The organism is Microcoleus sp. CZ3-B2 (assembly GCF_036705055.1).
Taxonomy (GTDB): Bacteria; Cyanobacteriota; Cyanobacteriia; order Cyanobacteriales; family Microcoleaceae; genus Microcoleus.
In genome coordinates, this window is sequence record NZ_JAUBTN010000027.1 from 16,155 (window position 1) to 29,736 (window position 13,582).

Below are 13,582 nucleotides of genomic sequence, written 5' to 3' on the forward strand. Positions count from 1 at the left end.
CTAGTTTAGCTTAACGGCTGGCTGGCCCCACCTTCAGCGCATAGGCGGTTTCCCGACTCTCGCACTAGCACTTCTTGAGGTTGCTGCTGCGATCTTAATTTGAGCGCAACAAAAATTTACTTTTTTTGTCGGTTGCTACGATCGAAAATAAACTTAAAACATAGCTGGTTGTTGAGATCGCGATCGATCGCGATACACTAATCTTAGTTATGGGTGATCTTGAAAAAAACTTTAGTCTGCTTGATAGAAGTTACACCTGTGGCAACTATTAGATTCTCCCCATTAATAAAATGCTAGAAACAGTTTACAAATACTTAAAAAAGTTGCAGGAACAAGCTAGCGAATTGCCGCCCCCACAACAGGCTATTTTCACAAAAACCGTAGAAAATCTATCCAATTGTTTGCAGGAAGTGGCAGCCAGCAGCCAGTTAGAAAACGCGAGCGATCACGAGAAAAAGTTGGTTGAACTAGAAAAAAACAATCGCCTATTGGAACGCACAGTCGCGCAGCAAGCAACGCAAATTAGACAGCTAAAGGAGCAGTTAGACAAAGAAATTAGCCAGCACCGCAGGGACAATCAAGCATTAACTAAAAGCGAAGCCAAAGTGCAAGCTATCCTGCGGAATTCTCCCGATATCATTAGTATTATCGGCTCCGACGGGGGAGTGCGATACCACAGCGGAGCTCTGCAGCGGGTTTTGGGTTACAACTCAGAAGAAAGAATTGGTAAGTTTCACGGCGAGTTAATCCATCCAGACGATTTGCTGGCTTGGCAGGCCTATTTTGGCAAATTGCTAGAAAAGCCGGGAATTGCTGGGCCGATCGAATATCGGAAACGCCACGCTGACGGTTCTTGGATCTGCATGGAGGCGACAGGTAATAGTTTGGTTCACGATTCTAGCGTGCAGGGAATTATAATTAACTCGCGGGAAATCGGAGAGCGCAAGCAAGCAGAAATCGCACTCCGAGAGTCGGAATCGCACTACATAGTTATGTCGAAAATCACTTCGGATTTTGCCTATTCTTTTAAGTCACTCCCAGACGGCAAGTTTGTGGGCGAGTGGGCTACAGAAGCTTTTGAGCGCTTCACGGGCGTGCTTCCTGAAGAATTAGAATCGTTTGGTTGGTGGAATTCCCAACTCGTTCATCCCGATGACAAGGAAAGGTTAATTAAACAGTTAGAAGGTTGTCGTTTCAGCCGCACGGGAGCAAACGAGTACCGAATTGTTAATAAAAAAGGCGAGGTGCACTGGGTGCGCGATTGCTGGCAAGCGGTTTGGGACAAAGCTGAAGGGCGGGTTGTCCGTTTGTGGGGTGCTTGTCAGGAAATTACCGATCGCAAGCAAGTAGAATTAAAACTACAACTCGCGAACGAATTAATAATAGCGCAGGTGGCATCGGCACCGCTAGCGATTAATTGTACCGGCAATGATGGCCGTACTATTATCTGGAACCGTGCCGCCGAAAAACTTTTTGGCTGGACTGCAGCGGAGGCTTTGGGGCAACCTTTACCGAATATTCTTCTAGGACAAAAGCAGAATTTTTCCGCGCTACTGACATCGGCGCGTAATGGCTTACTGCACAAAGGTTTGGAAGTGTGTTTGTTGAAAAAGGACGGTAGTTCGATCGATGTTTGGCTTTGGGCGGCACCGGTGCGAGGTGCGGTTGGCGAAACCATTGGCATTATCAACATATTTTCTGACCTTTCAGAACGCAACCACATAAAGGAGGAACGCCAAAAACTAGCAGCGATCAAAAATATGAAAGAACCTTTTTGGGCGCGCTATGTCAGCCCTCCCGAAACTACAAAGAAAAAGGGCGATTCTTAGTTCCATCAAGCAGAGTTTAAAAATATTAAAGGTGCGAAATTACAATCTTCGCATAGCAATATCATTGGAATAAAATAACGCTTACAAGTTTGTAGTGAGGACTTTAGTGCTCTGAGCTTTATGAGGACTAAAGTCCTCACTACAAACCTATTTTATGGATTAATTCGATCGCACATAATATGATAAATACATCCGGATGTTATGTTTGGTAGCTGCTGCTATCCTATTTTTTATAAAACCCTAATGACCTACAAATGATTGAGTCGCCAGCAACCGATTTTATTGAAGGAATCTATAGATGCAAGTGTCATTTTTTTGAGACAGAATACTTGTTGGCACGGTAAATAGTCTACTTTTTTAATGTGCGGTCGAATTTTTACTGGTGTTGAGATTCCTCCTTGTTTCTGAAAGCGGCTAACTCTGAGGGAGTCTGGCAAACTTCACTTAACTGAATGTAATCTAAGATATTTGAAATTACCTTAGAAAGGTGGAGCGCCGAACGGTGAGCTTCTTGGATAAAATCTCTCTCCTCTATCGGATCGTCAGCTTGATCGTCTAGGGTTAGTTGAAGATAGCCGATGATGTGATTTAGGGGAGTTCGCAGCTCGTGGGAGGCGCTAAACAAAAATTGCTTTTTGAGCTGGGATATTCCTTGTGCTCGCTGGTTGCTCTCTTGGTAGAGGGTGGCGAGGGCGATCGCGCTTCCGACTTGATCGGCAAGTTCTTGCACGAATTCGATCTGGCCACTCGTCCAAGGTCGATCGGCCTTACCACCCTTCTTCGACGATCCGCCCTCGCACCGGTGCAAGCTAATTATGCCATTAGGTTGCTCTTGATAAGCCGTAACTACCACTAGCAACGACTGTCTCTGAAAAATATCGTCGGCTTTAAAGGACTCTATTACCACCGGTTCGAGGGTAGCTAGAGCTTGAATGAAATGAGGTGCTGACGTCAGCGAGATTTCCATTCCCAGCATGGGTAGAAATGGTTCTTGACAGTATTCAGCAGCTACTTTGACTTGCAGGCTAGAATTTGGATAGGGACACATGATGCAACGGCTGACGCCTAGTGTTTGTCCCAGACTGTTAACTGTTTGCTGCCAAATAGTATCGAGATCCAAGCTTCGACGAATCTTTCTGCCAATTTGGAGTAAAAGTTTTTGCGATTGAGCTGATATTTGCTGATTCATAGCAACCCTTTTTGTACCAGACTAGCAACCAGTTTACCACTGCACCAATAGAGCAGGAATTTACTGAATTTGCCCGACTCCGGCTGTCCGACTTGGGACTTACGTAATTACACTCAAATTTTGACACAGGCAGTTAAAGATTACTACCTAGTCTCAGTTGCTTTACAGGGTCTTTATGATTCTCACATACAATTTGGAGTGCCAAGTTTTCTCGATGGTCGTTTGCATTAAAGGATTGGCAACCTTAATCAGTCCTATAGGTTGACATTAAGTTTTTGTAAGGTGGGCTATTTGAGGGGTATATTCGGGTGTGTAAGTCCTCATGGAGACTGACACAGAGGAGCTTTGAGCCGTACCCATCGGATTCGGGTGATGCGAATTCTGGGTGAGACCCATCATCGACGGGGGCGATCGATCTGAGTCCAAAATACCAAATGATATCAATTCCGGTTGCACTCGTTATGATGTTAACTGTTAACTGTTAACTGTTGACTGTGAATTTACTATTCCGATGAAAAGAGGATTTGATATGAGGGAGCTTGACTGCGGACAAAGTAAAAATTAATACTGCTATTGGTAATATAATTTGTGTGCAACAAAATCGCCCAATATCGATAAATTTTATTGACGAAACGGAAGTAATATCAATTCCGGTTGCACTCATACATGATGTTCACTGTTCAATGTTCAATGTTCACTGTTCACTGTTCACTGTTCACAGTGAATTTACTATTCCGATGAAGAGATGATTTGATATAAACCATGCACGAATAGCTATATTTTGGTTGTTGCCTATTCCTGATTCCTGATTCTTAATTCCCTCAAGATCCATCCTTGAAACTTGTTAAATATCCGTAAGTTTGCTAGGGCCTATCCTACAGATAAAGGTTCTGTATCCAAGACTATAAATTCTTCTTGCTTCTTCCTGATTTTTCCTATCGATGACCTCCGTTAAATCTTGTATACTTCGAGTACGCTGAACTTCTTTCTTCCTTCAATATGCCGATTGCCCTAGTTAATTTTTAAAGAGTGGTTCTTGATAAAGCGGCACAGTAAAAGTAACAGTCGAACCTAGTCCTTCCCCCATACTGTAAAAATTTACTGTACCCCCCATTGCTTCTATTAGTCTTTGAGAAATAGCCAATCCTAAACCAGTGCCGCCGTATTGCCTGGTGCGAGCGCCGTCCACTTGAAAAAACGACTGAAATAATTTATCTTGCTTGTCTAGAGAAACCCCAATCCCAGTATCAGCAACTCGAATTTTTACCATGCCGGGGAACTGCTGGTTGTGAAAAATCACCTTTTTTTTGATAACTTCGACACTGATGCGAATTCCCCCTTCTCGGGTAAATTTAATTGCGTTGCCGCTGAGGTTCAATATTACCTGAAGCAGGCGTTGGTAGTTGCCGTATACCACAATTTCGTCCTCGGCTGCGGGGATTTGAATTTGAAATTGCAATCGCTTTTGCTGCACTTGAACTTGTGTAAAATTCTCAACTTGCTGCAACAGTTCGCCGAGTTTGACGGGAGCGAAGTCTAACTCCATTTTGCCGGCTTCGATTTTAGCGATATCCAAAATATCGTTAATCACATTGAATAAGTGTAAGGCCGATCGATAAGCTTCTTCGATAAATTGGTGCGCTTCTTCGGGGTCATCGGCCATGCCGTCTAGAAGCAGTTTCAGGAAGCCGAGGATGCCGTTGAGGGGGGTGCGGAGTTCGTGGGAAGTATTGGCAAGAAATTGACTTTTAAGTTGAGAAAGAGCGACGGCTTCGGCGCGGGCTTGTTCTAATTCTTGGTAAAGTGTAGCGTGGGCGATCGCGCTGCCGACTTGAGCGACTAACTCGCGGGCGAATTCGAGCTCGATTGGACTCCAGGAAGGGGAACTGCCACAGCGGTGCAAACATATCAGGGCATTGGGTTGTTCTTCATAGGAAGTAGCTGCTACGAGCGCGGAATGGCGATCGAACGGATCGGCGACGGGGGAGGCGTAATCGACTGCTACGGGTTTTAAAGTGGCTAAAGTTTGAATCCACCCAGGCTGTTCGGCGGCGCGGAGTTCTAATCCGAGCATCGAAGAGTAAGGTTCTTGCCGGTACTCAGCTACTACTTTAAAAGTTTTCGATTGGAGACTGTCGATTTGATTTCTAGAAAGCGGGGGCAAGCAATCGCTGGCAATTAATTCTTGTAATTCGGGGGTAAATACTGGAAAATCCTGTTGACTTTCTGAGGCTATGTATGGTGAAAATTCGATTATTTCACTTCGTTTTTGGGAGGAACATATAATGCAGCGACTTGCATTTAAAATTTGACCAAAACTGTTAGCTATTTGCTGCAAAATTGTCTCTAAGTCGAGGGTTTTATGCAGATTTTTAGCGATTTCGGAGATGATTTTGCGGTCGATTTCCGAGTAGGAAGGGAGGGTGATACCGATGCGATTCGCTGAATACAGCATTTGTTCGCGATCGTCCGGGGTAGATGACAATGCTGGATCTGGGATGAATTCTGGGGCATCTGCCGACAATTCTGCGGGTTTGTCAGACAGCAGCCTTCCCATAACTAAGACTTTTGCAGCTTTACCGTTTGAGTCGATCGCCGGAGTGACTGTCAAATCGAACAGAAAATATTGTCCGGCGTGACAAAATGGATAGCTGAACCTTTGCGGTACGAGGGTTTCGATCGCCCGCTGCAGCAGATCGAGATAAGGTGCGGGGGTGATTGGTTGCAGGGTTTCGCTGAGGGGGCGATCGACAATTTGTTCTGCACTGAGGTTGTACTGTTCGGCTTTTTGCCAGTAAAAAGATAGATATCGACCCGTTGCGTCTTGGGTAAATACTAATTCTGCCCCTAACTCTTCAAAAAAGGCTGTAGAGGCGAGGCTCGATCGCCGGAAATCCGTGTTAGAGTCCATCAGATTAGGGATAAAAGTAATTCGGATTTTTGAGTATTGAGTTTTTATAGCAAGAAGCAGAAGGCAGAAGGCAGACTTCTGTTGCAATCGATCGCATGGGGAAAGTGCAATGCGAGAATGTCCTAACCGTCAGGGCGGTGGCGATCGTTTAAGACTCAAGACTCAAAATTGTTTTGGGCTTCGATCGTTAAGTTGTGAGTTATGGAAGAAGGAAGAAGGAAGTTAGGCAACGGATTGTGTAACGGATGTAAGGGATTTCAGTCCGATGGAAGTCGGAAGATGGAAGATGAATTCGTTTGTTTTGGATTTAACGGATGTAACGGATAGGAAGAATGAAAAAGCATCTTCCTATCGTGTTTTAGTAATAGCAGAACCTCATATTTTTCGGGCGCGTTTGCTATATCGAGCCAATACAAAAATGTTGGTTGTTAAATTAATGATTCATAGCTGGCAACTCACAATTTACAAATATTTTAGGCTGATTCCATTGCGTTTTGAGTTATATCGTGTCCTGTCGATTGACCGAGCTAAAATTGGTTCATAGTGCGGACGACCGTCGGTTTTCTGGTTACGGAGTCCCAGACGTACTACGAACCATTTTTGTTGCGATCGTAGACCTGACATGATATTATTAATGAGTTTACCAATAATATTTTTTTATTCATAACTCAACTCAAAACTCAAAATTATTTGCGATCGGCATTTTTGGGTAATTCAACTATAAAAATTAAGATTTAGGAATTAGTAGCGCGCACGGATTAACGATATAGTTGGAAAATTACGCCAAAATTTGAGGGTGCGAACAAATCAAGCCGGGGAATGGATCGCGCATTTTTTGCTTCATAAAAAAGAAAAGTTCCGAGGTTGTGAGTTGGCCGGCGCGAGTTCGGAAAAACTTCTAGCTTTCGTGGCAAAATCTGCCGGTTCTCGAAGCCTGATTTTGGGCGGGCGAGATCTAATTTCACAGCCAGCAGATTTGCGGGCGCTGTCTTGGGCGAGAGAAACTCAGTCGTTCCACTCACCGCGGGGCGGGATTGGGGGGTTGCGGCGCAAGCTCATAGCGCGATCGTCTTCGCGGCGTTCGCCTCTGAGCCACTGCTTGATTGCTGTTTCAATTACTTTGTTGGGGTCATTGGTCAAGTGCTTAATTTGGTCTAGCAGTTCAGGATCGATATGGATGGACAGTTCCACTTTTTCTGATGAACTGTGGGAGGATATACTTGACTCGCTCATAGTTAAAAAATCCTAGTTTTAATTCTTAAGTTTCAATTCCTTCTAGGAATTTACGCTTTTTTGTTGTGAAGGAAGTGTTGTGAAGGAAGTGATGCGTTACTCCTAGTAGAGATTCGCAGCGGATCAAAACCTGTATTTTGTACACCCTGACCGTCCCGCTTCCATAATTTGACCAAATTATCTGGTTGTTGTCAACCGCCAGCTTGTTCTCACCAATATTTTTGAGGTGGCGAAGGCCCGGGAGTAGAGCAACCTGACTGGATTGGAGGTTTGAGAGGGGATGTTGGCGATCGGCTTTTCCCCAACCGTTCAACAGCTTTCTGTACAATACAACAAAAGTCAATATTTTGCCGATAGGTTTTATGACTAACGTTCCTGTATCTCGCATTCGTAATTTTTCGATTATTGCTCACATCGACCACGGAAAATCCACTTTGGCCGATCGCCTGTTGCAGCAAACTGGGACTGTGCAAGCACGGCAGATGAAGGAGCAGTTTTTAGACAATATGGATCTCGAACGCGAACGCGGCATTACAATCAAGCTGCAAGCGGCTCGGATGAATTATACTGCCAAGGACGGTCAGGAGTACGTGCTCAATCTGATCGACACTCCCGGACACGTAGACTTCTCCTATGAGGTGTCGCGATCGCTGGCTGCTTGCGAAGGGGCGCTGCTGGTGGTAGACGCATCTCAAGGTGTGGAAGCACAAACCTTGGCAAATGTCTACCTTGCCTTGGGAAATAATTTGGAAATTATTCCGGTTTTAAATAAAATTGACCTGCCGGGGGCGGAACCGGAACGGGTGAAAGGGGAAATTGAAGAAATTATCGGTCTGGACTGTAGCGGGGCGATTGAGGCTTCTGCTAAGGAAGGAATTGGTATTGATGAGATTTTGGAGGCGATCGTCGAATTGGTGCCGCCGCCGCAGGATACTGTTGATAAACCGCTGAGGGCGTTAATTTTTGACAGTTATTACGATGCTTATCGCGGGGTAATTGTGTATTTCCGGGTGATGGACGGAAGTGTCAAAAAGGGCGATCGGGTTTTGTTGATGGTTTCGGGGAAGGAATATGTCATTGATGAATTGGGCGTGCTTTCACCGACTCAAGTTCAAGTAGACGAACTGCACGCGGGGGAAGTTGGTTATCTGGGTGCGGCAATTAAGGCAGTAGCTGATGCTCGCGTCGGCGATACGATTACTTTGGTCAAGAAGCCTGCACCGGAGCCTTGGCCCGGTTATACGGAGGCTAAGCCGATGGTTTTTTGCGGCTTGTTCCCGATCGATGCTGACCAATTTCCCGACTTGCGGGAAGCTTTAGAAAAATTGGAACTCAACGATGCGGCACTTTCCTACGAACCGGAAACTTCAAGCGCGATGGGATTTGGTTTTCGCTGCGGTTTCTTGGGTTTGCTGCACATGGAAATTGTGCAGGAAAGACTGGAGAGAGAATACAATTTGGATTTGATTGTTACGGCTCCTTCTGTGGTTTATCAAGTCACAACAATTAAGGGAGAAGTGTTAACAATTGACAATCCGAGTCACTTGCCAGATCCTCAGTATCGGGAGAAGATTGAGGAACCTTATGTGCGGGTAGAAATGCTGTCGCCGGAAAACTATGTGGGGACGCTGATGGAGTTGTCTCAAAATCGGCGGGGCATTTTTATGGATATGAAGTATCTGAGTCAGGGGCGGACTACGCTGGTTTATGAGTTGCCTTTGGCGGAGGTGGTGACGGACTTTTTCGATCAGATGAAATCGCGATCGCGCGGTTATGCGAGTATGGAGTATCACCTGATCGGTTATCGCGAAAATCCGTTGGTGAAATTGGACATTTTAATTAATGGCGATCCGGTTGATGCTTTGGCGATGATTGTGCACCGGGATAAGGCTTACAATGTGGGCCGCGGTTTGACGGAAAAACTCAAGGAGTTGATTCCTCGCCACCAGTTTAAGGTGCCCATTCAAGCAACTATTGGTGCTAAGGTGATTGCTTCGGAACATATTCCGGCTTTGCGGAAGGATGTGTTGGCGAAGTGTTACGGCGGTGATATTTCGCGGAAGAAGAAGTTGCTGCAAAAGCAGGCGAAGGGTAAGAAGCGGATGAAGTCTGTTGGTACTGTGGATGTGCCGCAGGAGGCTTTTATGGCTGTGCTGAAGCTCGATCGCGATTCGTAGTTTGTATGTAGGTATTTTGTTGGGGACAGGCCGTCGGGCCTGTTCCCAACAAAGAGTCTGTTTTCTTGTGGGACGGGCATCTTGCCCGTCCCTAAAAGGCTTAAATTAAAATGGTGTAAAATGTCGGGTATAATTATCGCAATGTTATATAATCATGTTAAATCTAAAGCTTCCCGAACAAAGGCGAAAACTTTACATTGAAATTGCACTGCGTAGATGTCGTCCCGGTAGCGGCAGCAGTCGAGAGTTTCTGAATAAAAGAACCTGGAATCATCCCGTGACAAACATTAAAACGATTATTCAAAACACCCTTTTTGTAGTAGTAGGAGGGATTGCTACTCGCCTTTATATGCCTGAACGAATGACCGATGATGTGGATATTTTAGTATTAACTGAGGATGCTGCTAATCTTTATCGAGAATTAGAACAAGCTGGTAGCAGGAGAACGGGAGAACTTAGCATTGGAGGCAGCACTTGGAAATTGCCTGATGGTACTTATTTGGATGTAATTGAATCCAGGGATTCTTGGGTACGAGAGGCAATTAGAAATCCAAATAATGCCCCGGATGGGTTGCCAATTATCGGATTGCCTTATTTGGTTTTGATGAAACTAAAAGCTAGTCGCGGTATAGATATAGGGGATTTAACGCGGATGTTGGGAGGGGCTGATGAAACTGATTTGCGGTTGGTAAGAATGGCTGTACAAGATTTCCTTCCTGATGCTGTGGAAGATTTAGAAAGTTTAATTGTTTTGGGAAAGTTAGAAATGGGTGAGTAATTAAGGAAAAATGGAAAAATGACCCTTACTTTTAATCCCGATAAATACAAAGAGTTATTGTCTCAGTATCAGCCAAAAATAATTAGAAACGAAGCGGATAATGAAAAGGCTCTGGCTGTGGTGGAAGAGTTGATGCACCAGTGCGATCGAACTCCTGAAGAAGACGAGTTATATGAATTGCTGATTGCATTAATTGAAAAATTTGAGCAAGAATACTATGCACCAGCAGCCACAGCAACGCCTCATTCAATACTGGTGTTTTTGATGGAACAAAGAGAGTTACAACCTGCGGATTTGGTGGAAGTTATGGGATCTGACACAAGAGTGTCTGAAGTCGTTAATGGCGAGGGAGATATTGGTAAGGAGTTGGCCTTGATTCTGGGGAGTTTTTTTCATGTAGAGCCGAGTTTGTTTTTTAATTGAGGGAAGTGACATTAAGGGCGATCGCACTTTTGGGGTTGATGGGCGATCGCACATTACCCAATATTAATGACTATTCAAATAGCCAGCCACTTTACAAAGCATCTAATGCCTGTAACCTGTCAAAACAGCGTTGCGACCAATCAGTTTCACTCAACTCATCATAAAGGTTCTTAGCCGATCGATAGTGGAAAATTGCCTCAGAGTTTTGACCCAATTTCAACAATGTTTGAGCCAGCATATATTGAGCATTGGCAGCGTTTATTTTCTGTTCTAGCTGTTCTGCTAAAGCCAGCGCAGCCAAAAAACAATCAACAGCTTGCCGATTTTGACTGAGGTCATAATGGAAGCTACCCAGAGCGTATAAAGCGCTTTGTTCTCCAACTCGATCGCCTAACTCCCTAATAACTAACAGTTGATCTGTGTAATAAATCACAGCTTGAGCATTCTGTCTGAGCTTTTTGGAAATACTACCAAGCCAGCCTAAAGTTTCTCGTTGAGCGCTGCGGTCATTAATGGTTTGAGCTAAGGCTATTCGTGTTTGTAAATAATTCAAGGCTAATTCCCATTGATTGACCTCGCGGTAATCACATCCCAACCAAGCTAAGGCTATACTTTCCATTGCCGTATCTGCTAGCTGACGGGCAATTCCTAACATTTGGGTGTGAGGTTCAATGGCTTTCTGGTACTCACCTTGATTGTAATAACTTTTACCTAAGTTTTGCAGCGCCCAACCTATCCCCGATTGGTCGTTGAGTTCTTGTAAAGATTGCAACTGTAATTTATACAATTCAATTGCTTCCGGGAATTCTTGGTTAGCAATGAGACTTTCACCTAGCTCTTTTAGCTGTGTTTGCACATAGGAAATCCAATGCTGTTGACCTGTTGCCAGAAATAGCTGGTAAGCTTGATTGAAAGCGTCAATCGCTTCTCGCCGTCGCTTTAGCTTGGCTAGAGCCATTCCTGAAAAGCCATAAGCTTGAGCCACCGTATCTCTGTCTCCAATTGCTTCAGCGATAGTTAAACTTTGCTGATTTAGTTCAAGAGATTTTTGATAGTTTTGTATGTAAAAATTGCAGTTGGCTAGGCACAATATAGCATGGGCTTCTCCAGAGCGATCTCCTAACTCTTGCAAAATGGCTAACTTTTGTTCGTGTAAGTCAATCGCTTTCTGGTACTGCTTGAGGGAACTGTAGCTAATGCCCATGTTGCCTAGAGCGTAGGCTTCTTGAGAGCGAGACCCGATTTGCCTTGCGATCGCTAAAGATTGCTCATGAAACTCGATCGCCTTCTGCTTATTATCTAGTGAATTGTAGCAATTTCCTAAACCACTCAGGGCAGACTGTTCCCCAGACAGATTGCCAATCTCTCGTGCGATGAGCAACTGTTGCTTCTTAAACTCGATCGCCTTTTGGTACTGTCCTAGCGAACTGTAGCAACCGCCCATATTCCCTAGAGCTGCTCCTTCGCCTCGGCGATCGCCAATCTCTCGCGCGATCGCCAACTGTTGCTCATAGAACTCGATCGCTTTCTGGTGCTGCCCCTGATAGGAACAGCTATTACCCAAACCAGCCAGGGCACTAGCTTCTGCCTGACGATTGCCTATTTCCCGGCTTCTCGCCAACCACTGTTCATAGCACTCAATTGCTTTCTGGTACTGACTTAAATTGGAATAGCAATTACCCAAACCGCCTAGAGCATTAGCCTCCCCAAATCGGTCATTAATTTCCCGGCTTCTCGCCAACCACTGCTCATAGCACTCAATTGCTTTCTGGTACTGACCTAGAGCGCTGTAGCTACCGCCCAAACTGCCTATAGCACGAGCTTCATTAATACACTCACCAATCTCTCGCGCGATCGCCAACCATTGCTCATAGAACTCAATTGCTTTCTGGTATTGCCCTAGATTATGGTAGCTCTGGCCCAAATCACCCAGAGCATTTGCTTCCCTAGAGCGAGCGCCGATTTCTCGTGCTATAACCAAGCATTCCTCACTGCACTCAATAGCCTTGTGGTACTGCGCGAGGGAGTTATAGTTACTGTTTAGGTTGCCTAGAGCAGCTAATTCGGTTTGACGAGCACCGAGTTCTCGTGCAATTGTCAAGCACTGCTCACAAAACTCAATGGCTTTCTGGTATTGTCCGAGATACCAGTAGCTATTGCCCAAGCCACACAACCCAGCAGCTTCTTGCCCGCGATTGTTTATCTCCCGTGCGATCGCCAGCGTTTGTTCGTAGAACTCAATAGCCTTCTGATACTGTCCAAAAGAAGAGTAGCAGCTACCCAAACCCCCCAGATCGGTGGCTTCCCCAGCCCGATCGCCAATCTCTCGATGAATAAATAGCGATCGTTCAAAGTATTCTATTGCTTGCCGAGACTGACTCAAGCAATTGTAAATAGCAGCTATCCCTAACAGGGACTCAGCTTCTCCTTTGCGGCTATTAATTCGTTGTGCAACTTCTAAAGCTTTTTCATACTGTTCCTTAGCTTGAGCATACTTGCTGCGATCCTTATAAATATTTCCTAGTGCGATATAGTTCCCCCAGTTAGTAGAATCACTCGGTTGTTGAGGCTGGGAATCAGACATTTTTTCCTCCAAATATATAAACCATCAGTTCATTCTGTTATAAATTTAAGCCCATACAAAGTTTGACCCATGAATTCAGCGAGCGATAATCGCAGCGATGCTTTCAAGGCACTTATATATCGGGGCAAAATCCACAAAATTATGCAAAAGCCCAGAAATGAGATCCTTCCCAAGAAGACCTGCTACAGCCTCCTGTTTATATATCAGGGGCAAATCCACAAAATTATGCAAAACCCAGAAAATAAATTAAAAAAATTACCGACAGTAGCCGAAACTAGAGTCTAAGCGAGAAATTTACCAAAATTCAGCCCCACTCCCTTGTCGGGTCGCTAACTGCCATCAGTAATAACTCAAAAGCCCTGCCACCAACTTCTTGACGTGTGAATTGCACCACTTAAAGTTGAGCTTTTAAGTATAATAAGCTAGCTGAGTCTGGTAATAACCTGACATACATCAGG

The 13,582-nt window shown here is 44.8% G+C and carries 10 protein-coding genes; 5 read left to right on the forward strand and 5 right to left on the reverse strand.

The window, feature by feature from the left end; translation table 11 throughout:
- Window positions 1–290: 290 nt before the first annotated feature.
- Window positions 291–1,829, forward strand: a complete 1,539-nt coding sequence (locus QUA97_RS14280; RefSeq protein ID WP_333194977.1) for a PAS domain-containing protein — start codon at window positions 291–293, stop codon at window positions 1,827–1,829.
- A 376-nt stretch (window positions 1,830–2,205) separates the two neighbouring features.
- Here QUA97_RS14280 and QUA97_RS14285 read toward each other — a convergent pair whose 3' ends face one another.
- Together QUA97_RS14285 and QUA97_RS14290 are read right to left on the reverse strand one after the other, a co-directional pair.
- Window positions 2,206–3,018: a GAF domain-containing sensor histidine kinase gene (locus tag QUA97_RS14285; protein WP_333194978.1), complete on the reverse strand. Its 813-nt coding sequence runs from the start codon at window positions 3,016–3,018 to the stop codon at window positions 2,206–2,208.
- A gap of 1,015 nt (window positions 3,019–4,033) precedes the next feature.
- A complete protein-coding gene (locus QUA97_RS14290) occupies window positions 4,034–5,929 on the reverse strand; it encodes an ATP-binding protein (RefSeq protein ID WP_333194979.1) in 1,896 nt (631 codons plus the stop codon).
- A 286-nt stretch (window positions 5,930–6,215) separates the two neighbouring features.
- Here QUA97_RS14290 and QUA97_RS14295 point away from each other — a divergent pair, with 286 nt between their 5' ends.
- Window positions 6,216–6,473, forward strand: a complete 258-nt coding sequence (locus QUA97_RS14295) for a hypothetical protein (RefSeq protein WP_333194981.1) — start codon at window positions 6,216–6,218, stop codon at window positions 6,471–6,473.
- 461 nt (window positions 6,474–6,934) lie between these two features.
- On the opposite strand, the gene QUA97_RS14300 is transcribed toward QUA97_RS14295, so the two are convergent.
- Window positions 6,935–7,162 carry a hypothetical protein gene (locus tag QUA97_RS14300; protein WP_194011332.1) on the reverse strand — a complete coding sequence of 76 codons (228 nt, stop codon included), beginning with the start codon at window positions 7,160–7,162 and terminating at the stop codon, window positions 6,935–6,937.
- Window positions 7,163–7,187: 25 nt separating this feature from the next.
- Window positions 7,188–7,505, reverse strand: a complete 318-nt coding sequence (locus QUA97_RS14305; protein WP_333194983.1) for a hypothetical protein — start codon at window positions 7,503–7,505, stop codon at window positions 7,188–7,190.
- 19 nt (window positions 7,506–7,524) lie between these two features.
- Here QUA97_RS14305 and lepA point away from each other — a divergent pair, with 19 nt between their 5' ends.
- The 3 genes from lepA (at window position 7,525) to QUA97_RS14320 (ending at window position 10,540) form a co-directional block, all read left to right on the forward strand.
- Window positions 7,525–9,339, forward strand: a complete 1,815-nt coding sequence (lepA, locus tag QUA97_RS14310) for a translation elongation factor 4 (RefSeq protein ID WP_333194984.1) — start codon at window positions 7,525–7,527, stop codon at window positions 9,337–9,339.
- Window positions 9,340–9,493: 154 nt separating this feature from the next.
- Entirely contained in the window at window positions 9,494–10,117 is a 624-nt protein-coding gene (locus tag QUA97_RS14315; protein WP_333194986.1) for a hypothetical protein, read from the forward strand.
- An 18-nt stretch (window positions 10,118–10,135) separates the two neighbouring features.
- On the forward strand, window positions 10,136–10,540 hold the full coding sequence (locus QUA97_RS14320; protein ID WP_333194987.1) for a helix-turn-helix domain-containing protein: 405 nt from the start codon (window positions 10,136–10,138) through the stop codon (window positions 10,538–10,540).
- Between the two features lie 91 nt (window positions 10,541–10,631).
- On the opposite strand, the gene QUA97_RS14325 is transcribed toward QUA97_RS14320, so the two are convergent.
- Window positions 10,632–13,124, reverse strand: a complete 2,493-nt coding sequence (locus tag QUA97_RS14325; protein ID WP_333194989.1) for a tetratricopeptide repeat protein — start codon at window positions 13,122–13,124, stop codon at window positions 10,632–10,634.
- Window positions 13,125–13,582: the final 458 nt, after the last annotated feature.